Here is a 25,900-nt window from a genome sequence, read left to right on the forward strand (position 1 = left end):
AAAACCCGAACTATTGACGTGAATCTTGAAACAAAGATACGCGTAAGTTCGGGTTTTCTATACCAGCGTAGGCAGAATACGGAGACTCCAACGGGAACAGCACGAGCTGAAGACCCCGCAGTGGTGATCTTTCCACGAGGAGGCTGAGGCCGTGCCCGTGGAAAGCGGAGTATTCTGCCGAAGCGGCACTTATGAGCAATGTTCGCTTTTAAGCAATGGTATTTTAGTTGTGTCCCAGCCTCTTTTGTACATAGGGGGATCATGATGTTAGGTATATCTGTGTATTTACAAGAGCGGATAGAGGAAGAGAAAATCAGGAGATTCCATCAAGCTGGTTTTTGCAGCATATTTACATCCCTTCATATCCCGGAGGAAGATGCCACGGCTTATCGGACGAAACTGCAGCTACTTGGGTCGATTGCGTCCGGTCTGAAAATGGAATTGATGGCGGATATTTCGACTGCTTCCATGGAAAAGCTGGCTCTGGATTGGAATGCAGCCGAAGCGGTAGTGGACTGGGGAGTGACAGGTCTGCGGATCGACTACGGTATCGAGGATGATGTCATCATCCGGCTGTCGCAAAAGATGAAGGTTGCACTGAATGCCAGTACGCTCACGGAGGATCATTTGGAGAAATTGCTTTCCGGGGGGCTATACACCGACAATATCGAGGTATGGCACAACTTTTATCCTCGTCCGGAAACAGGACTTGCAAGCAGTGACTTTCTGGCAAAGAATGTGCTATTCCAGTCGTATGGCTTAAAAGTGCAAGCATTCATACCCGGAGACCGCAACTTGCGAGGGCCGCTTCATCAAGGCCTGCCGACACTGGAGCGGCACCGTGCTTATGGCACATTTGCTGCGTTTACTGAGCTGAAAGCTTATAAGGTGGACAAAATCTTGATCGGGGATCCAGATGTGACGGATGAAGCGCTGATTCAACTCAAGGATGCAGTCGATACAATCACCCTTCGTGCACGAGCATTTGGTGGACGGACGAAAGCGCATGAGCTTTTGGAAAAGGGCACATATAACCGTCCAGACCTGGCGCGGGATGTCATTCGATCAGAGGAATCCAGGATGAGCGGGCTGTTTCGGGATAGCCAAGTGCCACCATTTAATTGTACGGAAAGAAAAGAGGGGGCTATAACCATCGATAACGATCTGTATATGCGCTACAAAGGGGAAATCCAAATTGCCAGGAGAACATTGCCGCAAGATGATAAAGTCAATGTCATCGGGCAAGTGGTACCGGAGGATATGCCGCTTTTGAATTTCATCGATGGTGGCAGGTGTTTCAGGATAATATGGGTATAAAAAAAGTAGGCGAGGAAATTCCTCAGCCTGCTTTCTTTTCAAGTACTTCTTTGTTTAATTTAAACTTGCCTTCCCATTTGGAAATGACGATAACCGCTAAAGAGTTACCCATTACGTTAACAGCTGTACGACCCATATCCAATATTCGATCAATACCGGCAATAAAGGCTAATCCTTCCGCTGGGAGTCCAACAGCGCTCAGTGTTGCAAGTAAGACAACGAAGCTTGCGCCAGGAACGGCAGCAATACCTTTGGATGTTACAATCAGGACGCCAAGTACGAGTAATTGATCTGCAATTGACATATCGATTCCGTACATCTGGGCGATGAACAGAGTTGCTAATGCTTGATAGAGTGTAGATCCATCCAAGTTAAAAGTATATCCTGTCGGTACAACAAAGGACGTAATCGCTTTAGGAGAACCAAGGCGCTCCATTTTTTCCATGATACGAGGGAGTACAGTCTCTGAACTGGCTGTTGAGAATGCCAGCAGCAATTCATCCTTGAGTAGGCGAATTACTTTAAAGAAGTTGATTCCGCAAATCTTCGCGATGATACTAAATACAACCGTGATAAAGAATAGCATACTTCCATACGTTACCAATGCCAATTTACCTAGTGGAATCAGTGATCCAAGACCAAATTGTGCGACAGTGACACCGATAAGGCCAAATACACCTACTGGAGCTAATTTCATTACTAGGTTAGTAACCCAAAACATTGTCTCACTGACACCTTGGAAGAAGGAAAGGACAGGTTGTCCACGTTGACCGATGGCAGCGACGCCAACTCCGAAAATTACCGAGAAGAAGACAATGGCGAGCATATCACCCTCTGCAAGAGCTTGGAACACATTTGTCGGAATGATTTCCAAGAAAGTGTCCACAACGGTATGATCTTCTTGTGATTCAGCTGTTTCTTCGTACTGTGAAATACTAGTGGTTTCTAACGCGGAGCGATCGATGCCTGCTCCTGGCTGGAAAATGTTCCCGAATGCTAGTCCGACAACCAAAGCAATAGTCGTTACTATTTCGAAATAAAGAATAGTCTTGAAACCTAGTTTACCAACTTGTTTTATATCTCCTACGCCTGCAACTCCCACAATGATGGATGCTACGACGATAGGTACTACAATCATTTTAATAGCTCTAAGGAAAAGATCTCCAAATGGCTGTAATACATTAACGGCAGTTTCACTGCCATAAAATATAGCACCAACGATTACACCTAGCACTAGACCAATTAAAATCTGGTAGGCTAGTCCAATTTTAAAACGCTTCATGTTGTACCCCCAATGATGTAAGATTATGAATACATTTGAGTAATAATAGCATAGCTTACTAGAATGATGTCAACTTTCCTGACATAGAAAGGAAGGCACACAGATGTGCCCTCCACTTGGAAAATCAAAATAAATTGATTAATTCGTTGACCATCAATGCACCGAATAACAAGATACTGATTCCCAAAACGCCATTTGTGATCCAGCCATTCCTGTAATCCGGTTCGACGCGCTTCGAGTTGAGCAGCCATATGAGTGTTATAGCCAGGAACGGCATGAGCAATGCTCCCAGCGCTCCTTGAAGCAGGACGAGTCCCACTGGTTTGCCGAAGAATAACAACAGCATCGGCGGAAAAGTAAGCCAGATAAGATAAAAACGATAGGCAGGGTCTTTTTCAGAGACTGGTTTGTCTTGCGACTGCCCATTTTTTCGGATGGTACGGAGGAAATCGGCAAACAAATACGGGACGCCATTCCACACGCCAAGCAGGGAAGAAAAAGCCGCCGACCATGCGCCGATCATAAACATCCAGGAAACAGCTCCGTTGAACTCCTCCCCAAGCATGCCGGACAGTGTAATCAAGCCTTCTTCTCCCTCGATCTGAATATTGGAGCTGTGCAGGAACTCAGCACCGATGACCATCAAGGATAGAGTGAAGATTGCCGTCATGATATAGGCGACGCTGTTATCGACGCGCATCATGGAGACCCAGGCCTTCCCTTTCCATTTCTTCTCCTGCAGCCAATAACCGTAGGAAGCCATCGTGATTGTCCCTCCGACGCCGCCTATCAGACCCACGACGAGCAAGAAACTTCCAGCATCCATTTTTGGTATGACAATTCCTTGAATGATATTGCCGATATCAGGAAGTAAGATAACTGCAGTTCCTACCACTGTGACAAACATGATACCGATGAAGACAAGCATCACTTTCTCGAACAACATGTATTTACCTGTCCAGATCAAGGCGAAACCTGCGAGAAGATGGACGATCGCCCATGCCCATAGCGGCATGATCGGAAACATCGACCGCATCATCAATGCGCTCGTGGATCCTGCTGCAGCACCATAGAGGATGCCCCAGACAATTGCATAGACACCGAAATAGCCGGTTGCCCATTTACCAAGAGAGTGCCAGCCTTGCAGGATGGTCTTGCCAGTGGCAAGATGCCATCTGCCGACCCCTTCGGTGAGGAAATATTTGATGATGGAACCTAATATGATTGCCCAGCCGAGCATCATGCCAAAGCCTGATCCGGCTACAAGCGCGGCGATGAGATCGCCTGTTCCGACGCCCGTTGCTGCGGTGACGAAGCCAGGTCCGACATTGCGGAGTTTCTGGCCGAAGGTTTTCGGAGGAGTAGGACTGGCGGGCGCCAACGATTTGTTTTCGTTTTCCATACACGTACCCCCTTCGCTAATGTGATTGTAAACGCAAAAGACAGGAGTTGGCAAGATAAATTTGTAAGGCAAAAAAGCCTTGCTGAAAACAAATGGAATGATAAAATAATGAGAGATTTAAAGAAACCTAGATATATCAACGTTTTAAGAATTCGTCCTTCCTTTGGAATAATATTTTGTAATTTTATAGGTTGGTACTTGTCAGACAAGAAAAGGAGAAGAAGAGGAAATCGTGAAAAAGGAGAAAGTGGCGCATCGAATTGCTGCCGAGATATTGGAACAAATTGTGGAAGGGGATGTCAAACCAGGACAAAAGCTGCCGACGGAGAAAAAACTGTGTGAAAAGTATGGTGTTAGCCGTGCTTCGATACGGGAAGCATTGAGCGAATTGAAAGCGCAAGGAGCCGTCACGTCAAAGCAAGGCGGCGGCACCTACGTGGAGCAAGCATTTCACGGTGAATTCTTTCAGCAAGTGATGGTGGATGAATCGAATCTCGCCAGTTTTCGTTATCTTTTTGAAATGAGGAAGATCCTCGAGCCGGAAGCGGCCATGTTGGCAGCAGAACGCAGGACGAAGAAAGAATTGGATGCGATGCTTTCAGCGCTTGAATTAATGAAAGGTGTCGATGATGCTGAATCCCATAAAGGGCGGGATGCGGATTTTGCTTTTCATCTCGCCGTCATGAAAGCGACGCATAATCCGGTCATGATCCAGACATTTGCCAATCTGGACACAATTTATAAGAAAGCTTTGGCTCTGTCTTTTGAAGAAAAACAGGAAATTATCCGAAATAAGCAAATCATTTACAAGGAACATGAGAATATCTTTGAAGCCATCCAGGCAGGGGAAGCAGAGCTTGCGCGTCTGCAGTGCTTGATTCATCTGCGGAATGTCGAGAAGAAGCTCACCCCCTGACAGCTGAAAAAAGGGGTGATACAGATGTATGACATAGCTATTGTTGGCGGTGGCATTGTTGGATTGGCCACTGCATACGCCATTTTGCAAGCATCACCTGATAGAAAGGTAGTCATTTTGGAAAAAGAGCCTAAGCTTGCTTTACATCAAACTGGTCACAACAGCGGCGTCATTCATTCCGGCATCTATTACAAACCAGGCAGCTTCAAGGCTGCATTTGCAAAGCAAGGCAGCGAAAGCATGCTGGCCTTCTGCCGTGAAGCGGACATCGAAGTGGAGCAATGCGGGAAAGTGATTGTCGCGACCAAAGATGAAGAGCTGCAGCAATTGGAACAGCTTTTTCGCAGAGGGCTGGCCAACGGTCTTGCCATTGAGAAAATTGACGCTTGCCGGCTGCAGCAAATCGAACCATATGCGAATGGTCTGGCTGCCATCCGGGTTCCCCAGGCCGGTATCGTGAATTATAAGCAAGTATGTCATGTACTGGCTGAAAGAATCCAGTCAAAGGGCGGTATAATCAAGCTCGGCTGTGAAGTGGTGAAAATCGAAGAGAAGCTGCATCAAGCAGTCATCCATACAAAGGAAGATCCGATTCAAGCGGGATATGTAATCAATTGTGCCGGCCTTCATAGCGATCGAGTCGCAAAAGCTGCCGGCCTTTTGACCGATACGAAAATCATTCCATTCCGCGGAGAATATTATGAGCTTAAACCGCAAGCTAGACATTATGTCAAACATCTGATTTACCCCGTTCCGGATCCAGCCTTCCCATTCTTGGGCGTCCATTTCACGCGGATGATCGGCGGGGGAGTGGAGGCTGGGCCAAATGCTGTACTCGGCTTCAAACGAGAAGCGTATCGCAAAAGGGATGTGGCTGTTGCAGACGTAGCCGACACGCTGCGCTTTCCTGGATTTTGGAAGCTTGCTGGCAAGTATTACCGCCAAGGTGCGGCCGAATACCTCCGATCTTTCTTCAAAAGCCAATTTGTCAAAAGTCTTCAGGAGCTCATCCCTGCTATTGATGCAGATGATCTGGAAGCAGCCCCGGCAGGTGTACGGGCACAAGCGTTGCAGCGCGACGGAAGAATGGTGGATGATTTCCAGCTCATTCGCGGCAAACGTACCCTTCACGTGTGCAATGCACCATCGCCGGCAGCGACAGCTTCGCTTGAAATCGGCAAGTCCATTTGGAAGCAAGCCCAATGAAAAAACCGAGCAGTCAAGGCTGCTCGGTTTCTTCTGTATCTACAGGTACCGCTGTCCAGACAAAACGTTCGGGAGCATCTCCTACATAGGAAAACGGGTAGCATGTCGTCACCGTCAGTACTTCATCCGGGGCGGTGGGGACGATGACCGTCAAATCGTCCTTATCGACGATTTTTGTATTTTCAACTTTATAAGTGAAGGTACCATATGGCATTTCTACGACAAATGTATCCCCTACTTTCACCTCTCCCATATTGCGGAAGACGGTGTCACGGTGACCGGATAAGACAATCTGATCATTTTGGAGGGGATAAGCGGTTCCTTTATAATGACCGACTCCTTTTTCTAGGTCATCTGCATCTGTCCCTTCCACGATCGGGAGATCAGCATCCAGTTTCGGTACATGCAGGACTCCGACTACCTCTCCTTGTCCAGGCTTGAAGCTGCCTGCTTCTTCTTTTGCTTTCTCAGGTGTGAGCTTCTCGGCTGCATGTGCTTCATGAAGCATTGTTTTTGCATCGGTTAGGGAATCCTTTTGCGCCTTGAAGGCGGTGTACCATTCAAACCCTCCATATCCTACCAGTAAAAGTCCGGCAATGACTAATATGACAGCGAATCGTTTCATATATTCTCCTTTATGTACAGGTGGCTTGTATAATTGCTAAGCACCACTATTATATATAAATATTTTCCAGCGGGGAAGCTGTTTCGTGTAAAGGTTTAGTAAACGGAAGCAGCGGCTATAAAGCCTTTATGATATAATCTTAACTTATCCAAAAAAAGGGAGGGGGAGAAGATAAGCTTGAAAAAATGGGTTTATGGTATGCTGCCGCTAGTTTGTATCCTCATCATTTTCCTGTTTTCTGCCACTCCATACCAGGAACAGGATATCAAGCCGATGCTTGCTTCCCATGTTGATTTAAGTCCGCTTGAACCGTTCCTGTCATCGATCCATTTTACCTATCATGGTCAAGAAGTCAGTGTGCAGGCAGTAGGAGTTTATTCCGTTGTGGAATTTTTTATCAGGAAAGCGGCCCATTTCAGTGTTTATTTCAGTCTTGCAATTCTCGCATTCGCGGCGCTATATAAAGGGTTTGGTATGAAGTATCGCTTGTCATTAAGGATTTCCTTGGTGATATCAATTCTTTATGCATGTTTCGATGAATTCCATCAAAGCCTTACACCTGGCAGGACACCCTATGTAGGCGATGTGGTAATCGATACGATTGGAGCGTGTGCAGGATTGTTGGTGGTCATCATCGGCAGAAATTTATATCGCATCTACTGGAAGCGATCATAACTGTGCCGAAATTCTTATTTTTGGCAAAAATGGACATCCTTTTGGAGAAATGTGGTATAGTTCACTATGTCACGTGATAACGCTTGCGTACATAATGTATTGTATCGATTTACCAAACGAGGTGACATAGTGAGAGAGCAGGAAATTTATAAAAACATCTTAGCAAAACTCATCTCCCAGACGGAAAACAAGCAGATCAACGATACGGATGCCATGATGAAAAAGCTAATTCAAGAACTACAATCATATCGAGTGGCAAGTCACAATTAAAAGAGCAGTGTTCCGGGACCCGGCACTGCTCTTTTGTCTGTCTTAGCGGTAAAAACTGCTTGTAAAAGTATATTTATCCGCTCTGTAGGTGCTTGTTACATATTCAAATGGACGTTCATCCTTCAAGTAAGACAAGCGATGAATTCTTAAAACGGCATCGCCCGGCGATATGTTCAATAAGCTGGCCATCTCTTCATCCGCCAATAAAGCTTCAATCTCCTGTTCCCCGCGATGAAGCGTGAACTTCATTTCCCCTTCTAAATACGCGTAGAAGCTCTCTTTTAGTTTATTTTCAGTCAAGTTTTCCGCCATTTCCAGTGGAGAAGTAATCGTCTCCACAGCGATCGGGTCATTATCAGCCAAGCGCAGCCGCTTGATCCGGATTGCCTTTGTGCCGATTTCCTTTTGCAGCTTGCCTGCGGCCAAACTGCTCAACTTGATTTCTTTCCATTCCAATATCCTATTGGATGGCGTAAGGCCGCGCGCCCGCATATCCTCACTGAAACTTGTCAATTTTGCTAAGGATTGATGAAACGGTCTCACCTTCACAAAAAGACCTTTATTCCTCTTTCTTTCCAACAGTCCATCTTCAATCAAGGCCTGCATCGCATGCCTTACAGTCATTCGGCTGATGCCCAATGAGTCGGTAAAATGCCGTTCGGGCGGCAGCATTTCACCGGCTGATAAGGTGCCTGTCTCGATGCGCTCGCGAATCGCCTGCTCCAGCTGATAATAAAGCGGAATCGGCGAGTTTTTGTCAATCATAGGAGTTCTCCTCTATCATTTCATTTCGCTTAGTATATCATGTTGAATGTGAATTGTATATATATTGTCTATTTGGTTAGACAATGACGATACCGTGTGCTACGCTAACTGTATCATCAACGAAAGAAGGAATGTTGTCATGGGAGACATCTTGCTTCGTAATGTCCGAATATGCCTGCCGGAAAAGAAGATGCATGGTTATATCGGGATAATGAATGGAGAAATTGTAGAAATAGGGGAAGATGAGCCTTCCCGGCCATATAATCAGGAAGTGGATGGCGAAAATAAGTATGCATTGCCGGGATTTATCGATGGGCACATCCATGGTGCCGCTGGCGCGGATACGATGGATGCGACACAGGAAAGTCTGCATAAAATGGCGGCTTGGCTGCCGAATGAAGGAACGACTGCTTTCCTTGCTACGACAATTACACAGGATCAAAAAGCAATTGAAGCAGCTTTGGAACATGTCGACTTGTTCTCCAATCAAACTGGCGAGGCTGAACTTATCGGCGTCCATCTGGAGGGGCCTTTCGTCAATCCGAAAAAAGCCGGAGCGCAGCCGCTGTCGCATATACGGAAGCCTGACGCAGAACTTTTCCGCAAATGGCAGCAATTATCGGGCGACAATATCAAGGTAGTGACGCTTGCCCCTGAATGTGATGAAGACTATCAGCTGACAGAGCTGCTAGCTTCAGAACAGATTGTAGCATCGGCAGGGCATACGGATGCTTCGTTTGAACAAATAAAGAAAGCGGCAAGGCAGGGAATCGGGCAGCTGACTCATTTATGCAATCAGATGAATGGCATACATCACCGTGATGTTGGGGCTGTCGGGGCAGGATTCTTATTACCCGCGCTCATGTCAGAGCTGATAGCCGATGGCATACATGTGGCCCCGGAAATGCTTCGTTTGATTTATCAGAATGTCGGTCCGGAACGGTTGATTCTCATCACGGATTCCTTGCGCGGAAAAGGGTTGGAAGATGGTACGTATGATCTCGGCGGGCAAGCAGTCACTGTCAAAGATGGCAAAGCGCTGCTGCCGGATGGGACACTGGCCGGCAGTATGCTGCAAATGAAAGATGCTGTTCGTAATATGGCTGCATTTGCAGGTGCGTCTGTTTCGGATATCGCCAAAATGACAGCTGAGAATCCAGCTAGACAGTACCACATATATGATCGGAAAGGGTCGCTTGAAAAAGGTAAAGATGCGGATATCGTCCTGCTGGATGACCAGCTGACATTACAAGCTACTTATTGCAAAGGAAAACTTGCTTATCAGAAGGAGAAATGATCATGCTGACAATGGAAAAAGCGAAGGATTACACGGAGCTCAGTGAAATGGCTGCTGAAAGAATTATCACGAAGCTTTCCCAAAAGCCGGATGCGGTACTTGGGCTTGCGACCGGCTCCACCCCGGAAGACATGTATGACGCACTTATCAAAGCTTATGAACTTAAACGGATATCGTTTGCCGAAGCAACTACTTTCAATCTGGACGAATATGTGGACCTCGATCCAAGTGACGAAAATAGCTATGCTTATTATATGTATCATCATCTGTTCCGTCATATCGATTTGTCACCGGATAATGCGCATCTTCCGAATGGCAAATCGGCTGATCCGGATGCAGCATGTCAAGCTTATGAGCAGCTGATCGAGAAAGCAGGCGGTATTGATCTGCAAGTGATCGGTATCGGGCTGAATGGGCACATCGGGTTCAATGAACCATATACGCCATTCGAGCAGCGTACGCATGTGGTGGAACTGGACGAGACGACCAGGAAAGCAAATGCCCGCTTCTTTCCTGATTTGGATGCTGTCCCGACACATGCCGTCACGATGGGGATCCAGAACATCATGGAAAGCAAAGAACTGCTCCTGCTTGTAGCAGGGGAACAAAAAGCAGCTGTATTGGAACGGCTGGTGTACGGTGATAAGACGGAAGCATTTCCAGCTTCCATCATCAAAGACCATCCGAATGTGACCATCATTGCGGATCAGGGGGCATTAAGCGGATTGAAGGCAGCGGATTATCAAACTGGGGATTGATTTCCTAGGAAATAATTTGTCGAAAAAAAGAAGATGTGCAGAAGTCGGAATGACTTTTACACATCTTCTTCTATATATTCCTGACCGCCAAAGGTGATCTCGGCTTGTGCGTTTGTCATATCCGTCACATAGGCTTGGAATTCTTCTTCTTTACCCGATTCCATGGCCACGTGCAGCACAACACGGTCGGCATAATCAATCGTGCGCAGCGTGTAGGGTGATTGTCGCAGCTCATTTTCGACTTTTCCGAGCAATGTATAATCGATATGAATTTCTGCCAGCTGCATCAGCTGACGTTTTACGACACCAATTTCATCAATCGATTGGGATGCAGATCCGGAATAAGCACGTATCAAACCGCCTGCTCCAAGTTTGATGCCGCCGAAATACCTCGTCACCACAACAGCTGTATCTTTTAAGCCCTTTTTTTTCAACACTTCCAGGATTGGTACTCCAGCAGTTCCGCTCGGTTCTCCATCATCACTGGCCTTTTGAATCAAGTCGTGTTCGCCGATCATATAGGCGGAGCAGTTATGGGTAGCGTCTTTATGCTCTTTCTTGATTTTTTGGATGAAGGCGATTGCTTCTTCTTCCGTCTCTACGCGCATTACATGACCGATAAAACGGGATTTTTGAATGATAATTTCGTGTGAACCTTCCGTTTTTACGGTAAAATAAGTTGTAAGCATCTTGCATTTTACCTCCTTGAGCACTCATTATATAAAGATAGCAGAAAATATGACGTATTACATAGAAAAGTATCCCGCATACCCCATAAAGCAGTTGGGTAATTCGAATGATATAGCATACAAGATTGGAGTAATGACATGGGTAAAAAAATCGAAGACAAAGCGCTCGACCGGATCATCAACGAGATGGTGGATGCTGTCGAGAACAGCAAGGATGAGATTTTTTACATAGGGGAAGAGTCGAGGATGGAATACGAGCAGCTTCTCACTGATCTGCAGCTCACGAAAGAGAAAGTGGCTGATATGATCAAGGAGGGCGACCAGCTTGAACAGAAAGTCCGCTATTCCAAGATGCGCTTGTCCGATGTAAGCCGTGATTTCGATCGCTATTCAGAAGAACAAATCCGGGAAGTGTACGAGCAGACGCATAAGCTGCAGATTGAACTGCGTATGTCCCGTGAAAAGGAAAAGATTTTACGGGAACGCCGTGATGAGATCCAACGCCGTTTACAAAGTTTGGAACTCAAGATGAAGCGCGCAGAAGGTCTTGTCGGGAAAATCAGCGTCGTCCTCAATTATTTGAATGATGATTTCAAACAAGTTTCCCAGCTGATTCATGATGCCAAGGAAAAACAGGAATTCGGCTTGAAAATCATCGAAGCACAAGAGGAGGAACGACGCAGACTCTCCAGGGAAATGCATGATGGTCCAGCGCAGATGCTGGCGAACATCCTGCTCAGGTCTGAACTTGTCGACCGCACCTTCCGCGAAAGAAGTACGGATGAAGCGCTGCTGGAAATCCAAAATATGCGCAAGATGGTCCGCAGCTCGCTGTATGAAGTGCGCCGCATCATCTATGATCTTCGTCCGATGGCATTGGATGACTTAGGCTTATTGCCTACCATCAAAAAGTACTTGGCCAATATCGAGGAATTCAATAATATCCATATTGATTTTACGGCATTGAAGGCAGAAAAGCGGCTCGATCCGAAATATGAGGTGGCCTTATTCCGCCTGACCCAGGAAGCGGTCCAAAATGCGGTCAAGCATGCGGAACCGAGTACAATCAAGGTCCGCCTGGAAGTGATGCAGGATTTGGTAGTGATCAGCATCATCGACGATGGCAAAGGCTTCGATGTCACGGTGAAGAAGGAAAACTCTTTCGGAATCATCGGAATGCGGGAACGCGTAGAGATGCTCGATGGCTCCATTACTTTTCATTCCGAAATCGGAAAAGGCACCCGGGTCTTGATCAAGGTACCGCTTACAGAAGGATAAAACTGGCGGTATTCAGGTAATTATGCTTATAATTAGAAGCATGTAAAATGATATTCATTTAGTCGGGATTTTTTTCACGCACTTATATTTACCTATAACGAAGAGAAAATGCAGCAACAGATGAATAACGACAAGAACTAGTAGGAGGAGCGAACCACATGAGTACAGGAATATTATTGATTGACGACCATAAGCTTTTTCGAGAGGGCGTCAAACGCATCCTGGAATTCGAACCGGCTTTCCAGGTTGTAGCAGAAGGCGATGACGGATCGGAAGCACTTGATCTGGTTGAAAAATATAATCCTGATGTCGTCCTTATGGACATTAATATGCCGACGACAAACGGTGTACAAGCGACAGCGGACCTGATCAAGCACCGTCCCGATATCAATGTCATCATCCTCTCCATCCATGATGATGAAAACTACGTGACACATGCTTTGAAAACAGGTGCACAAGGTTACCTGCTGAAAGAAATGGATGCCGATTCTTTGATTGATGCTATCAAGGTTGTCAGTGAAGGCGGATCTTATTTGCATCCGAAAGTCACACATAATCTGGTGAAAGAATACCGTCGTCTTGCAGAAGAAAGCAACTCTTCCATTTCCAGCAAAATCGGCGAACATCGCCGTCCATTGCACTTGCTTACACGCAGGGAATGTGAAGTGCTGCAGCTGCTTGCTGATGGTAAGAGCAACCGCGGCGTGGCGGAAGCGTTGTATATCAGTGAAAAGACAGTCAAAAACCATGTCAGCAATATCTTGCAGAAAATGAACGTAAATGACCGTACACAAGCAGTTGTGACAGCAATCCGCAACGGCTGGGTCGAAGTATTGTAAGCGGAAAGTCCGGGCATGAAACCCGGACTTTTTGTATTTATACAGGAGCAAAGCTAAGATAATGCCATTATATGACTGGAATCTGTGGCTCCCTATTCTACTGGATGAGATGAAATTCCTATTTGATTGATGCAAAAAGAACAAGCATAGGGTAAGATAGAAAACAGAAAAATGTAAGGGAGACCGATAGCATGAATATTGCTGTAATGACAGATAGTACAGCATATCTTACGCCAGAACAGCGAGAAGCGTTTGACATATATATGATTCCATTGCAGGTCGTTTTCGACGATGCAACGTATGAAGAGGAAGTGGATATCACTGCTTCAGAATTTTATGAGAAGGTCAAGCAGGGCAAAAGCTTGCCAAAAACATCACAGCCGGTCGTCGGAAAAGTGATCGAGCTTCTGGAAGAACTGAGCAAAACTTATGATGCCGTCATCAGTGTGCATCTTTCCAGCGGGATCAGCGGGACATACCAAAGCATGATTGCTGCAGATGATATGGTGGAAGGAATCGATGTACATGCGTATGATTCCGAGCTGAGCTGTATGGCCCAGGGCTACTATGCACTGGAAGCGGCCCGTATGGCGAAAGAAGGTGCTTCTGTGGAACAGATTCTCACGCGATTGGATGAAATGAAAGAAACGATGGTTGCTTATTTCATCGTAGATGATCTTTCCAATTTGCAGCGTGGAGGACGTCTGAATGGTGCGCAGGCTCTTATCGGAAGTTTGCTTCAGGTGAAACCTGTTCTCCATTTCGAGAATAAAATCATCGTTCCATTCGAAAAGATCCGAACGAAGAAGAAAGCCATCAGCCGCATCAAAGCACTATTTGCAGAACAAGCATCCAGCGGGGCGAAAATGAAAGCATGTTTCATTCATGCCAACAGACCGGAAGAAGCCGACAGCCTTCGTCAGGAATTGGCGGCCGAATATCCGAATGTTGAAGTGGATGTTTCTTATTTCGGTCCGGTAATTGGTACTCATTTAGGAGAAGGGGCAATCGGCCTGGCATGGTACAAAGTTTGACGGGGGAGAATTTTATTCTCTCCTTTTTTATAGAAAGGAGCCAGTATATGGAACTTGACCCAAAACGTTATGCCGGCAAGCGGCTATTGCGCCATGAAATACCTCTACCGACAACAACCCTCCAACAAGCGCTTCAGCATCACCACTTCAAACAAATTCCAGCCATACGTAAAGAAAAAAGTGGTTCACACTGCAATCGCTGCAATGCGACTCAACCCCATTTAAAATTATTGACTTGTCAGATTTGTGGCGACAAGCATCTCTATTGCCGAAATTGTATTCAAATGGGAAGAGTGAGTGCGTGTGCACATTTTTATGAATGGTCGGGTCCGGAGGCAGATTGGCCGCGTCATGACCAGCCATGTGCATGGGAAGGCACGCTCACCACGCATCAGCAGGCTGCCGCAGATGCAATCGAGCAAGCGATGAAACAGAGTGGGAAGTTGTTGGTCCATGCGGTCTGCGGTGCCGGGAAGACGGAGATGCTGTTCCAAGGTGTAACGGCTGCGCTGGAAGAAGGTAAGCGCATATGCCTTGCGACGCCACGCGCAGATGTTGTCCGGGAATTGCTGCCGCGATTCCAGCACGCTTTTCCGAAAGTAACCGTACAGGCGCTTTACGGCGGCAGCCTGGATAAGACAGGTGATGGTCAGCTGCTCCTCGCGACTACGCATCAGCTGCTCCGTTTCTATCATGCTTTTGATGTGCTTATCATCGATGAAATGGATGCCTTTCCTTATCATGCAGATCCGATGCTCCACTTCGCCTCGGAAAAAGCCAAGAAACCAAGATGTGCTTCCATTTTCCTCACCGCAACACCACGACAAAAAGAAAAGCGGCAAATTGCCGCCAAAACACTCCCGCATGTTTTCGTTCCATTACGTTTCCATGGACAGCCACTTCCTGTACCGGTAGCGAAGATTTGCTTCGGTTTGCATAAACAATTAAAAAAAGGAAATCTACCGAAAGGATTCACGAAATGGCTCCATAAACGGAATAATCCGACGAGGCAGCTGCTTGTATTTTTGCCCACTGTTGAACTGGCCGATACATTGCAAGCAGAAGCACAGCGCGCCCTGTATCCGTTTGCACAAAAAATTATGCCGAAAACCCGAGGTGAAACACTAATCAGTACCGTTCATGCTGCCGATATAGACAGAGAGGAGAAAGTGCAGGCTTTTCGTAATCGGGAAACAGCGATTATCTTAACGACGACCATTCTTGAACGTGGTGTCACGTTTCCTTCTGTGGACGTTGCGATTCTGAATGCCGGCCATGATGTCTTTGATGAGGCTGCGCTGGTGCAGATTGCTGGTCGTGCCGGCCGCAGTCCTGCCGACCCGGCTGGGGAGGTTGTCTTCTTTCATGAGGGCAGGAGTGACGCAATGGATAAGGCGGTGCAGTCCATCACAGAGATGAATCGAAGGGCCAAAAGATTATGACGATATGCATAGGCTGCGGTGAAACGTATCATAGCAGACCAAGCTGGTCGACTTTTTTATGGCCCGAGCGCATATCGTTGCTTTGCCCAGTTTGTGAAGCGTCTTTTCACAGATTGAAGGAATCAGGATGCCCAAGATGTATGAAACAGACAAATTCCGGTACTTGCGCAGATTGTCAGTATTGGGAGAAATCAAGTTATCGATCTGTCCTTGAGAGGAATGTATCGTTGTATGGTTATGAGCCATTTATGCAGGATTATATGGCAAGATGGAAATACCGCGGGGATTATGTGCTGGGGAAAGTGTTTGAAGCAGACTTCAAGAAACTCTTTCAACAGTATTTTCGTGATGCTAAGCATGTCGCAGTGCCTATTCCATTAAGCACAGAGCGACTTGCGGAGAGAGGCTTCAATCAAGCTGGGGAGCTGGCTGATTTTACAGGAGCAAAACGGAAGGATGTGCTGGGGAGGAAGCATGGAGAAAAGCAATCCAAGCGCAGCCGCTTGCACAGGCTGACGTCTGATAATCCTTTTTATCTATTGGCAGAACCCCCAAAATTCGCTGTATTGATTGATGATATATACACAACAGGCACCACACTTCGGCATGCTGCTCGATTGATGAAGGAAAATGGCACCGTTTATGTGGCTGCCTGTACGCTTATCAGGGGGTAACTTTCCCATATGACAAATGTCGTATAAACAGCGGTTTTATCACTTTATCATGCTATAATCATACTAACAAGGGCACAAATTTGTGTACCTATTATACTAGGAGGAGGGCGTTAGCCTATGTTAGAACTAGCAAATTGCGTCCGTTGTGGGAGCGTATTCGCACGAGATTACCGAGATATTTGTCCGAATTGCCATCGAGAGGAAGAACGCTCTTTCCAAATGGTACATCAATTTTTGCGCAAACGTGAGAATCGCCAAGCAACCATCCAGCAAATCACCGAAGCAACAACAGTCCCAGAATCATTGATCATCAAATTCGTCCGTGAAAAACGGCTGCAGCCAAGCCAATTCCCGATGCTGTCCTATTCTTGCCGCAACTGTTCCAATCAGATCACCGAAGGCGAAATCTGCGCGGATTGTAAAGATCAAATGCGCAAGGAATTGGATATTGCCCGTGAATTGGACGAAAAACGTTCAACGGCGAGTATGCAAGAGGAACGTGTGTATTATAATGCAGACCGCTCTGTGAAATAATTCGTTAAATCGCTTAACATTTCCCCGATGTTGACCGATATTCTTTGTAAGAGTGTTAAGAAGTTGGAAAGGGGTGCAGATCTTATGAAAATTCAAGGTCCGAACCAATCCGGTTTCAATCCGTACACAAAACAGCTAAAGCAGCAGGCTGATTTGCAAAAGGCAAGTCAGCGCCAGGATAAACTGGAGATTTCCTCGGAAGCGAAACGCCTCCAAGAAGGCGACAAAATCCAGGCAAGCCGCAGGAGCCATGTGGAACAGATAAAAGCCGCAGTACAAAATGGCGAGTATAAAGTCGATGCTGAGAAAACCGCTAAGAAAATGATGGATTTTTGGTCATAAGACCCAGGAGGAGCAACCATGGCTTTACAAGCTTTATTCGAAACGATTGAAAAATTGCATAGATTGCATCGGAGTCTGGTGGAAATCAGCCGCCTCAAAACGGATCATTTGAAAGCCAATGACATGGACAATCTGCAAAAGCAGCTGCTTGCGGAGAAGAAGCATGTGCAAGCTGTATCCCAGATTGAGAAACTGCGGATCAAACAAACAGAATCATGGGCAGTTTCTGCCGGACTTACGGTGCCGTCCACCGTTACCGAGCTTTTGGAACAGATCGCGGATCAACAGATGGCACATCAGCTGGAACAAGAGCTGATCGGACTGACAGAGGCAGTGACGGAGCTCAAAAAGCAGGAAGCACTCAATCAGCAGCTGCTGGAGCAGTCGATGCAATTTTTGCAGATTTCACTGGATATGCTTGCTCCCTCCATTCAATCATTGAATTACGGTACTCCCAACCAGGATCAGCAGCGACCGCAGAATCGCGCTCTATTCGACTCCAAAGCATAACACAGGGTAAAAGGGGATAAATACATGGGATCGACATTCGCAGGATTAGAGATTGCCCGCTCCGCGCTATTTGCGCAGCAAACGGCACTATACACGACAAGCAATAACATAGCCAATGCCAATACAGAAGGCTACACCAGACAACGTGTCAACTTCGAACAAATCTCCCCATATCCAGCCGCAGGACGCAACCGTCCGCAAGTCGTCGGCCAGCAGGGAACAGGTGTCGAGGCGGGATCGATCGAACGGATCCGCAACAGCTACCTGGATGCGCAATACCGTTCGCAAACTGGTACGGCTTCTTATTGGAACACAAAAGCAGAAGCATTAAGCCGAATGGAAGGTATCATGAATGAGCCTTCTGATTCAGGCTTGTCTGCTGTCATGGATGATTTCTGGAGTGCGCTTCAGGATTTGTCCGCAACACCAGAGGAGTCGGGAGCACGTTCGGTTGCTTTGCAAAAAGGCGAAGCTGTTGCAGATACATTCAATTATATCTCCAACAGCCTCAGCAACGTCCGAGGCGACTTGCGTGATCAAATTGATAATGTATCCGTGAAAAGTATCAACTCCTATATGAACCAAATCAATGAATTGAACAAACAGATCGCCGACATGGAACCACATGGCATGGTGACGAATGATTTGTACGATAAACGAGATGTGCTCATCGATGAGCTCTCCTCGATGGTCAACATCAAAGTGGAATACCAGAAATCCGGCGGCCTGGCACCGACAGCGGCACAAGGCATCGCCAAGATCACTTTAGTTGATGAGCAAGGTGGAGCACAAGCGGTGTTGGTCGACCCGGATACGAAAACGTTCAAAGAATTGTCCGTTCAATATGGACAAGATGAAAACGGTATGGAAGCTGTTCAGGGCATCACATTTGGAGATACGGAGATTGCTTTAGAGGACTTTACATCCAAAGGTGAGCTTAAAGGCTTGATAGATTCCTATGGTTACTTGGAAAACGGAACGGTTAAAGGTACCTATCCGGAAATGTTGAAGAACCTGGATAAAATGGCCTTCAACTTTGCCCAAGCTATCAATGCTGTCCAGCAGACGGGTTATACAAAGGGTGGTACTGTATCCGGCATTGATTTCTTTGATGCTGGTGAATCCGAGTACGGCGCTGCGGCGAACATCAGTCTGTCAGCTGCCATCGATGGCAAACCAGACTTGATCGCGGCAAGTGCAGATGGTACTTCTGGTAATGGAGAAAATGCAAAAGCTCTTGCAGAAGCGATGCGCTCCCCCTTAGAAGAGTTGGGCGGTACTTCCATCAGCAGTTTTTATGAAGGCATGATCGGCACACTAGGCGTAGATGCGCAGGAAGCGAACAGACAAGCAACTAACGCTACTTCTTTAGTAGATCAAGCAGACTTGCAGCGGCAATCCGTCTCCAGTGTGTCACTCGATGAAGAGATGACGAACATGATCAAGTTCCAGCATGCTTATAATGCGGCAGCCCGCAGCATGACAGCCGTCGATGAGATGCTCGAAACGATCATCAACAACATGGGACTGGTAGGGAGGTAAGTAAACGATGCGTATAACACAAAGTATGATGTCCGACCGCATGCTGCGTAACTTGAGCAACAGTTACAGTGACTTGAACAAATACTCTGAACAGCTGTCTTCGGGTAAGAAGATCACCAAGCCATCCGACGACCCGGTTGTTGCGACGAAAGGTATGAGCTATCGGACCGAGGTTCGGGATGTTGAGCAGTATAAACGGAATCTTTCCGAGGCGCAGAGCTGGATTGATAACTCAGATTCGGCTTTGAGTAATGCCACCAGTGCTTTGCAGCGTATTCGCGAACTGGCTGTCCAGGCAAGCAATGGTACATATGAAGAAGGACAGCGAGGCAATATTGCCGAGGAAGTAGATCAGCTGAAAGAGCAGCTGGCGACGATTGCGAATACGCAAGTGAATGAGAAGTATATTTTTAATGGGTCTGCTACGAACACTGCACCAGTTACGATTAACGAGGATGGAAGTGCTACGGTGGATTTCAATTCCAATGCTGTTAATCTTACATTATCCAATGGTGTGGATATGAAGATCAACGTCGATGGTGGTGCAGTTTTTGGTGAAAAATTATTCAACGACCTGGAGAATTTCTCAGCTGCACTCCGCTCGGACGGTTCTGATGAAGACTTAGATCAATATATCGGACTAATTGATGAGAATGTCAACAATCTTGTAAACGAACGTGCGGATATAGGTGCCAGGATGAACCGAATGGATCTTGTAGCGTCTCGTTTGGGTGATCAGGAATTATCGGCTACCGAGCTCATGTCCAATAATGAAGATGCCGAGATGGAGGAAGTCATCATGAATCTCGTGTCCCAGGAGGCAGTCCATCGTGCTGCAATGTCAGCAGGGGCACGTATCATCCAACCGACTTTGATGGACTTCTTGCGATAAAAATAGATAAAGCTCTGCCAGCTGGCGGAGCTTTTTGTGTAGAAAGGGGAGATACGCATGCAGATGCCGCAAGTACGGCTGCAATCCGAGCAAGCTAAAATCAGTCTTCATACAACAGATGCAAAAGTAAACATACAGCAGCCGGGTTTAGAGCAATCCATCCATCAGCCACAAGCTGAAATTACAATGCATACAACACCATCCAAGCTGACGATAGACCAAACTCAAGCATGGAATGATATGGATTTGAAATCTGTTTTCAAACGGACAGAGGATTTTGCCGAGTTAGGTAAGAAATCCTACTTGGAAGGGATAACCCGCCGTGTACAGGAAGGCAAGGAAATGATGGAGATCGAGAAAGGCGGCGATCCAATCGTTGCGCAGTCCAAACGGATAGATGAGCGTAAATTGAAGGACTTTGCAATTGGGTGGATACCTTCGCGTTTTGCTGTGAAGATTGATTACCAGCCATCTGAGTTGGATATCGATGTGAAGGTTAATCGTCCGGAGATTCAACATACCCCGCGACACCCGCAGATCAATTACCAGCCAGGACAAGTGGATACAGGCATTGCGCAGTATCAGTCGCTGAAGGTAGACTTTGAGAATTTGAAATTCCATGGGGTCAATGGATTCGAGATGAATATATAAGGAGTTCAATCATGAATATCGAAACGAAATATTTTGGCAGTATGACAGTAGAGGAAGAAAAAGTGATCCGTTTTGAAAAGGGGTTGCCAGGATTCCAGGATGAAACCGACTTTGTACTGATCGATTTTCCGGATAATCCGGTATTTCAGATTTTGCAAAGTACTAAAACATCTCCCGTGGCTTTTGTGGTGGCTAGTCCTTATCATTTTCACAAAGCTTATGCTTTTGATTTGGACGAATCCATAAAAGAAGCGTTAGAAATCACAAAAGCGGAGCATGTGAATGTATTAGCTATTTTGACGTTGCGCGATCCTTTTGCCAACAGCACCATTAACTTACAGGCACCGCTGATCATCAACGGAGAGTCACGAAAGGCACAGCAAATCATCCTATCTGATGCATATTCTTCCCGTACCCCTTTGCAAGCAGAGAAAGCGAGTGTGGAATAATGCTTGTTTTGACGAGAAAAGTTGGCGAATCACTTCAAATCGGTGATGACATAGAATTGAAAGTCCTCAGTATTGACGGTGAACAAATCAAGCTAGGCATCGATGCGCCAAGGGATATTGCCATCCATAGAAAGGAAGTCTATCTGGCCATTGAGCAGGAAAATAGTACTGCAGCAGACACATCCGTCGATTTACTCAATTTCTTAAAAAATAATGGTGAAAAAAGCTAAACAAGTGCTAAAATCCTCCGATATAAATAGTACAGCACAGGAAAGCAGCGGGCGGCCGACCGCTGCAGACCGTGAAAACCACAAGGATGTGGGCTGTACTTACACTCAAGGAGGAATTTTATAATGAGAATTAATCACAACATCGCTGCGCTTAACACTTACAACAAGCTAAGCAGCAACACATCTGCAACACAAGGATCTTTGGAGAAACTTTCTTCTGGTCTTAAAATCAACAAAGCAGGAGACGACGCTGCAGGTCTAGCAATCTCCGAAAAAATGCGTGGTCAGATCCGTGGTCTTGACATGGCAACAAAAAACGCACAAGATGGTATCTCTTTGATCCAGACTGGCGAGGGTGCTTTGAATGAAACTCATTCCATCCTTCAGCGTATGCGTGAACTTGCTGTTCAATCTTCCAACGATTCTAACAACGACAACGACCGTGCAGAACTTCAAAAAGAAGTTGACCAACTAGCACAAGAAATCACTCGTATCTCTTCTGATACTGAGTTCAACACGAAAAAACTTATCGACGGTACTGCTCAGGATCTTACTTTCCACATCGGATCTAACGAAGGTCAAAGCATCAGCTTGTCCATCAACGACATGAGCTCTGGTGCATTGGCTGTAGGTACACAAGGTACTGTATCTGAAGACCAAGGAACTATCGTAGATAAAGACGGCACTACAATTGCTACTTATGTAGAAGCTGATGATGCTAATGGCATTAAAGCTGGTTACTACAAAGGTGATGGTCAGGATACATCTGCTGCTAACCTAGCAATCGTTGGTGACAAACTTGCAGCTGGTAAAACTGCTGTAACAGAAGGTATCAACATTTCTGACAAAGCATCAGCAAGCACTGCAATCACAACTATCCAAACTGCTATTGATAATGTATCAGCAGAACGTTCTAAACTAGGTGCTGTTCAAAACCGTCTTGATCACACAATCAACAACTTGAGCACATCTTCTGAAAACCTAACAGCTGCGGAATCTCGTATCCGCGACGTTGATTACAGCTTCGCTGCATAAGCAGCAAGCAATAGTCGTCCTAACTGGGAACGGTTAGTGATTATGATCGGGTGAATTGCTGGAAACCCCTGAAGCTATCTACTCCACAGCGGAGCCGGAAACGGCAGACGTGATGGGTTGAAAAGGAGATAGATTGGGCAATCAGCAGCCAAGCTCCTGTGATGAAAATCTGGAGAAGGTTCAACGACTAGGAAACCGCCTACGGTGAAAGCTATGGCGATGAAACCATAGGTGAGATAGCAACTTTGCTGCGAGCTATCGATCCGAAGTGCCCGACCCCTACTAGTATTAGAGGGTGAAGATATAGTCTAGTCATTCATGAAAGTGGATGTTCGCACGATGGCGAAAGAAATGATGAACTTCACTAAGAACAACATCCTTTCTCAAGCAGCTCAGTCTATGTTGGCTCAAGCTAACCAGCAGCCACAAGGCGTTCTTCAATTGCTTCAATAAGTTCTTGAAGAGCTTAACTTTAAAAATCGCACAAGGCGTCTAACGCCTGTGCGATTTTTTTGTATGTGCAAATGATAGAGTATACTTGTAGAATGAATATAACTACTTGTATCGGGGGTTAGCTCATGATCATCGATTTCGCTCTCATCTACGCTGACGGCAGTGGCCAGCTAGAACATACGCTATCAAAAACAGCTAACATGCTGACTGCACGTGGTCACCAAGTAAGGGTGTTCCAATCCTACCGTCCGGAGATTGCGGAATGGGAGTCTGCTTTGCCGGAGATACATTATTATGGAGAGAAAAGTGGGCTTGAGTATGAAAGCCCAGATTCGTTAATTGAAGGCTATACGAATAGCCTGCGTCACCATGGCATGCCAGGCGTGATTGTGGCGGTACGAGCACCACTGATGAATTATGTCTGCCGAACAGCTGTGGCGCAGCTGCATGGTTCGATGCCTCGGATCTTTTCTTGGCTGCAGGGTGCGCCTGAAGAATATGGTTACGAAGAGGCGCTTAAATTCAGTGATCGACATTTGGTGATGAATGAACAGTTGGAGGAAGCGGTGCGGCGTTACGCTTTTCAAGAGCAGTGGCTGCATATGATCGGGGAACCGATTCTACTGGAGAAGCCTGATATTATTCCTCGCCCTGAAGCGAAAGCGCATTTCATCTCTGTCGGGGAGTTATCTTTGTTCGATAACCATTATGAGCAAGTTTTTGCTGCTTTTCAGGCTACCCAAAACAAGGCTGCTTTAACGATTATTGGGGAAGGACCTGATAAGGCAGCAATCCAGGACATGGCTCAAGAAATGGAAATCGAGAAATCGACTGTATGGAAAGATGCAGCGGAGGACTTTTGGCAGGTTGTGGAATCAGCGACAGCGCTGATCGTTAACGGTAACTATGAAGCATCACATCGTCTAACGGTGGAAGCATTAGCTAGGGGAATGGTGCCGGTAGTTGAGGGGAACAGTGAGACGCTGCCAACTTTAGCTGATTTGCCGGCGGTTGCACAAGGTGTATATGAACTGCCTTCAGCAGAGGATTGTCAGGAGCTGGCCGAGCCATATCATATGGAATCGGTAATGGATCGTCTGGAAACAGCTTTGCAGGAGGAAAGCTTTGCTGATATTCCGCTGCAAGTTATACATGATCCGCAATATCTTTATTATAAAGTGTTGGATGATATTTTAACTTGTGCCATTAATGGATCCGAATTGGTGATACAGACAGAAGATGAGGTCGACTATCTAGCGAGCTTCTTCACACAACGGTACATAAATGAAGAGTTCGATCCGGTTGACATAGAGGTAAACAGGCAGGCTGCTTATCCCAAAGTAGAATCTGTCGACTATCATTATACACGAGCATCGGTCCGGCTTTTGTTGATTCAAACTTGGAAAGAGCAAGATAGATCGGAGAAAGTGTACTGCCGATTGGAGTTGATTAACAAGGCTGGTACATGGAAAATCGATCAGCTAAAGCGGGAAGCACCTTACCGACCGGAGGAACAATCGATATCTCCGACAGGTCGGAAAAAGCTGGTCATGGTAGCTCGTAATAGCAGCGGCTCGAATACGTATGCTTTGGCAAAGCATATTCCAGAAGCTATCCACGAATCCTTCGATGCAGAACTGCTTCAGCAACAGGAAACCCAGGAGTATCAGGAAAAAGTCAAAGCTGCCGATGTACTGATCATTACGGAAGCAAATATCAGGCATAACAAAAAGCTGTACAATCCGAACCAGCTGATCATCGATACGTGGCATGGCTTCCCATTGAAAGCTATGGGGTTCCAGGATAAGAATGAACAGAATAAGCATGTGCTGGCGGATCGTTGGGGAAGCATAAATTATGTATGTTCTTATTCTGATTTTTTTAGTGACTTGATGATACGCTGTTTCAAATTGAATCCTGAACATATCAAGCTGACTGGGGCACCGCGGAATGATTTACTGCTTCAGCGGCCGGATACACTTTTCCTGAAAGAAGAATTCGATATCGACTCAAGCGAAAGCCGGATGGTATTCTTTATGCCGACGTACCGGCAAGTGGCGCATAATGACCGAGCGGATACGAATTTGAATCGGGATAATTTGTTTGGCATGGATAGCTTTGATAATGATCAGTTTTATGATTTCTTGGAGCAAGAAAATCTGGAGCTGATTGTGAAGCTGCATCCAGCAGAGGAAAAGCTGTTTTTGAATCATTTTGAAATGCAGACGCGTGTCCATTTACTTACGGATGAAATGCTGACTCGCTATGGGGTGGATCTATATGAAATCATGCCGTTAGTCGATATGCTCATAACAGATTATTCTTCGATTTATTTCGATTACTTGCTTTTGGATAAGCCTATCGTCTATACGCCTGTGGATCTTCATTCATATCAGCAGAATCGGGGATTTATCCTCGACTCGTACGCAAACTGGACACCTGGTCCCAAAGTGACGACACAAGAGGGATTGCAAGATGCATTGGCATCTTTTATAGAAAACCCTTCTTGGTATGGTGCGGAGCGAAAACAGATCCGGGACCGAGTACATCACTATCAGGATGGTAAGTCTTCAGAACGAGTGTGGGGGTTTATCCAGGAGAAGATAGCTGCCTATACACAGCCAGTATGAACCGCCTTTAGAGGGCGGTTTATTTATTACTTTTGGAGGAAGAATTTTTGAATTAATAGGTTTTAGATACATTTGTTATGGGTATAGAGAGGGGTACAATCTTCCTGGTTCAAGAGGGAGGGTTGGTTTCCAGATTATTACTTGTAAATTTACAAAAATGGCG

General features: G+C 46.2%; 28 protein-coding genes. 23 read left to right on the top strand and 5 right to left on the bottom strand.

All coding sequences use genetic code 11. From position 1 onward, the window contains the following. Positions 1-264 precede the first annotated feature (264 nt). Positions 265-1,317, top strand: a complete 1,053-nt coding sequence (locus BLQ53_RS01965; RefSeq protein WP_093725475.1) for a DUF871 domain-containing protein — start codon at positions 265-267, stop codon at positions 1,315-1,317. Positions 1,318-1,339: 22 nt separating this feature from the next. On the opposite strand, the gene BLQ53_RS01970 is transcribed toward BLQ53_RS01965, so the two are convergent. Together BLQ53_RS01970 and BLQ53_RS01975 are read right to left on the bottom strand one after the other, a co-directional pair. Then, positions 1,340-2,599 (bottom strand): cation:dicarboxylate symporter family transporter, encoded by a 1,260-nt coding sequence (locus BLQ53_RS01970; protein WP_093725477.1) that lies wholly within the window; start codon positions 2,597-2,599, stop codon positions 1,340-1,342. A 124-nt stretch (positions 2,600-2,723) separates the two neighbouring features. Further along, on the bottom strand, positions 2,724-4,001 hold the full coding sequence (locus BLQ53_RS01975) for an Nramp family divalent metal transporter (RefSeq protein ID WP_093725479.1): 1,278 nt from the start codon (positions 3,999-4,001) through the stop codon (positions 2,724-2,726). Between the two features lie 232 nt (positions 4,002-4,233). On the opposite strand from BLQ53_RS01975, the gene BLQ53_RS01980 reads away from it, so the two are divergent. Together BLQ53_RS01980 and lhgO are read left to right on the top strand one after the other, a co-directional pair. Further along, the gene (locus BLQ53_RS01980) at positions 4,234-4,917 is read left to right on the top strand and encodes a FadR/GntR family transcriptional regulator (RefSeq protein WP_093725481.1); all 684 of its coding nucleotides are present in this window, start codon (positions 4,234-4,236) and stop codon (positions 4,915-4,917) included. A gap of 24 nt (positions 4,918-4,941) precedes the next feature. Then, positions 4,942-6,123, top strand: a complete 1,182-nt coding sequence (lhgO, locus tag BLQ53_RS01985) for an L-2-hydroxyglutarate oxidase (protein WP_093725483.1) — start codon at positions 4,942-4,944, stop codon at positions 6,121-6,123. Between the two features lie 13 nt (positions 6,124-6,136). Here the strand turns inward: lhgO and BLQ53_RS01990 are convergent, their stop codons facing one another. Further along, positions 6,137-6,748 carry a class D sortase gene (locus tag BLQ53_RS01990; protein ID WP_093725485.1) on the bottom strand — a complete coding sequence of 204 codons (612 nt, stop codon included), beginning with the start codon at positions 6,746-6,748 and terminating at the stop codon, positions 6,137-6,139. Positions 6,749-6,925: 177 nt separating this feature from the next. Between BLQ53_RS01990 and BLQ53_RS01995 the strand changes: the two genes are divergently transcribed. Both BLQ53_RS01995 and BLQ53_RS18820 read left to right on the top strand, forming a co-directional pair. After that, positions 6,926-7,423 (top strand): VanZ family protein, encoded by a 498-nt coding sequence (locus BLQ53_RS01995; RefSeq protein WP_244499209.1) that lies wholly within the window; start codon positions 6,926-6,928, stop codon positions 7,421-7,423. 129 nt (positions 7,424-7,552) lie between these two features. After that, complete coding sequence (locus BLQ53_RS18820) at positions 7,553-7,693, top strand: hypothetical protein (protein ID WP_170829550.1); 141 nt, start codon at positions 7,553-7,555, stop codon at positions 7,691-7,693. A 42-nt stretch (positions 7,694-7,735) separates the two neighbouring features. Here BLQ53_RS18820 and BLQ53_RS02000 read toward each other — a convergent pair whose 3' ends face one another. Beyond that, the gene (locus BLQ53_RS02000) at positions 7,736-8,458 is read right to left on the bottom strand and encodes a GntR family transcriptional regulator (RefSeq protein WP_093725487.1); all 723 of its coding nucleotides are present in this window, start codon (positions 8,456-8,458) and stop codon (positions 7,736-7,738) included. 139 nt (positions 8,459-8,597) lie between these two features. Between BLQ53_RS02000 and nagA the strand changes: the two genes are divergently transcribed. Next, the gene (nagA, locus tag BLQ53_RS02005; protein WP_093725489.1) at positions 8,598-9,755 is read left to right on the top strand and encodes an N-acetylglucosamine-6-phosphate deacetylase; all 1,158 of its coding nucleotides are present in this window, start codon (positions 8,598-8,600) and stop codon (positions 9,753-9,755) included. A gap of 2 nt (positions 9,756-9,757) precedes the next feature. Beyond that, entirely contained in the window at positions 9,758-10,513 is a 756-nt protein-coding gene (gene nagB, locus BLQ53_RS02010; RefSeq protein ID WP_342005068.1) for a glucosamine-6-phosphate deaminase, read from the top strand. A 56-nt stretch (positions 10,514-10,569) separates the two neighbouring features. Here the strand turns inward: nagB and BLQ53_RS02015 are convergent, their stop codons facing one another. Then, entirely contained in the window at positions 10,570-11,202 is a 633-nt protein-coding gene (locus BLQ53_RS02015) for a YigZ family protein (protein WP_093725491.1), read from the bottom strand. Between the two features lie 138 nt (positions 11,203-11,340). On the opposite strand from BLQ53_RS02015, the gene BLQ53_RS02020 reads away from it, so the two are divergent. The 16 genes from BLQ53_RS02020 (at position 11,341) to BLQ53_RS02095 (ending at position 25,737) form a co-directional block, all read left to right on the top strand. After that, complete coding sequence (locus tag BLQ53_RS02020) at positions 11,341-12,480, top strand: sensor histidine kinase (RefSeq protein ID WP_093725493.1); 1,140 nt, start codon at positions 11,341-11,343, stop codon at positions 12,478-12,480. A gap of 158 nt (positions 12,481-12,638) precedes the next feature. Next, positions 12,639-13,319: a response regulator gene (locus tag BLQ53_RS02025; RefSeq protein ID WP_093725495.1), complete on the top strand. Its 681-nt coding sequence runs from the start codon at positions 12,639-12,641 to the stop codon at positions 13,317-13,319. A 191-nt stretch (positions 13,320-13,510) separates the two neighbouring features. Next, a complete protein-coding gene (locus tag BLQ53_RS02030; RefSeq protein WP_093725497.1) occupies positions 13,511-14,353 on the top strand; it encodes a DegV family protein in 843 nt (280 codons plus the stop codon). 47 nt (positions 14,354-14,400) lie between these two features. Further along, complete coding sequence (locus tag BLQ53_RS02035) at positions 14,401-15,795, top strand: ATP-dependent helicase ComFA (protein WP_093725499.1); 1,395 nt, start codon at positions 14,401-14,403, stop codon at positions 15,793-15,795. Positions 15,796-15,935: 140 nt separating this feature from the next. Beyond that, the gene (locus tag BLQ53_RS02040) at positions 15,936-16,469 is read left to right on the top strand and encodes a ComF family protein (RefSeq protein ID WP_093725501.1); all 534 of its coding nucleotides are present in this window, start codon (positions 15,936-15,938) and stop codon (positions 16,467-16,469) included. Positions 16,470-16,586: 117 nt separating this feature from the next. After that, positions 16,587-17,003, top strand: a complete 417-nt coding sequence (locus tag BLQ53_RS02045) for a TIGR03826 family flagellar region protein (protein WP_093725503.1) — start codon at positions 16,587-16,589, stop codon at positions 17,001-17,003. 84 nt (positions 17,004-17,087) lie between these two features. Beyond that, a complete protein-coding gene (gene flgM / locus BLQ53_RS02050) occupies positions 17,088-17,345 on the top strand; it encodes a flagellar biosynthesis anti-sigma factor FlgM (RefSeq protein ID WP_093725505.1) in 258 nt (85 codons plus the stop codon). 18 nt (positions 17,346-17,363) lie between these two features. Next, complete coding sequence (locus tag BLQ53_RS02055) at positions 17,364-17,855, top strand: flagellar protein FlgN (protein WP_093725507.1); 492 nt, start codon at positions 17,364-17,366, stop codon at positions 17,853-17,855. A 24-nt stretch (positions 17,856-17,879) separates the two neighbouring features. Further along, positions 17,880-19,397: a flagellar hook-associated protein FlgK gene (flgK, locus tag BLQ53_RS02060; protein WP_093725509.1), complete on the top strand. Its 1,518-nt coding sequence runs from the start codon at positions 17,880-17,882 to the stop codon at positions 19,395-19,397. A gap of 7 nt (positions 19,398-19,404) precedes the next feature. Further along, complete coding sequence (gene flgL / locus BLQ53_RS02065) at positions 19,405-20,289, top strand: flagellar hook-associated protein FlgL (RefSeq protein ID WP_093725511.1); 885 nt, start codon at positions 19,405-19,407, stop codon at positions 20,287-20,289. Between the two features lie 57 nt (positions 20,290-20,346). After that, positions 20,347-20,940: a DUF6470 family protein gene (locus BLQ53_RS02070; RefSeq protein WP_093725513.1), complete on the top strand. Its 594-nt coding sequence runs from the start codon at positions 20,347-20,349 to the stop codon at positions 20,938-20,940. An 11-nt stretch (positions 20,941-20,951) separates the two neighbouring features. Next, the gene (fliW, locus tag BLQ53_RS02075) at positions 20,952-21,389 is read left to right on the top strand and encodes a flagellar assembly protein FliW (protein ID WP_093725515.1); all 438 of its coding nucleotides are present in this window, start codon (positions 20,952-20,954) and stop codon (positions 21,387-21,389) included. Beyond that, positions 21,389-21,619 carry a carbon storage regulator CsrA gene (csrA, locus tag BLQ53_RS02080; RefSeq protein WP_093725517.1) on the top strand — a complete coding sequence of 77 codons (231 nt, stop codon included), beginning with the start codon at positions 21,389-21,391 and terminating at the stop codon, positions 21,617-21,619. Before fliW ends, csrA begins: the two co-directional genes overlap by 1 nt. Before the next feature lie 123 nt (positions 21,620-21,742). Beyond that, entirely contained in the window at positions 21,743-22,654 is a 912-nt protein-coding gene (locus BLQ53_RS02085) for a flagellin N-terminal helical domain-containing protein (RefSeq protein ID WP_093725519.1), read from the top strand. A 339-nt stretch (positions 22,655-22,993) separates the two neighbouring features. After that, the gene (locus BLQ53_RS02090; protein ID WP_425288272.1) at positions 22,994-23,107 is read left to right on the top strand and encodes a flagellin; all 114 of its coding nucleotides are present in this window, start codon (positions 22,994-22,996) and stop codon (positions 23,105-23,107) included. A 125-nt stretch (positions 23,108-23,232) separates the two neighbouring features. Next, complete coding sequence (locus BLQ53_RS02095; RefSeq protein ID WP_093725523.1) at positions 23,233-25,737, top strand: CDP-glycerol glycerophosphotransferase family protein; 2,505 nt, start codon at positions 23,233-23,235, stop codon at positions 25,735-25,737. The last annotated feature ends 163 nt before the right edge of the window (positions 25,738-25,900 follow it).

The organism is Terribacillus halophilus, from assembly GCF_900101385.1.
Lineage (GTDB): Bacteria > Bacillota > Bacilli > Bacillales > Amphibacillaceae > Terribacillus > Terribacillus halophilus.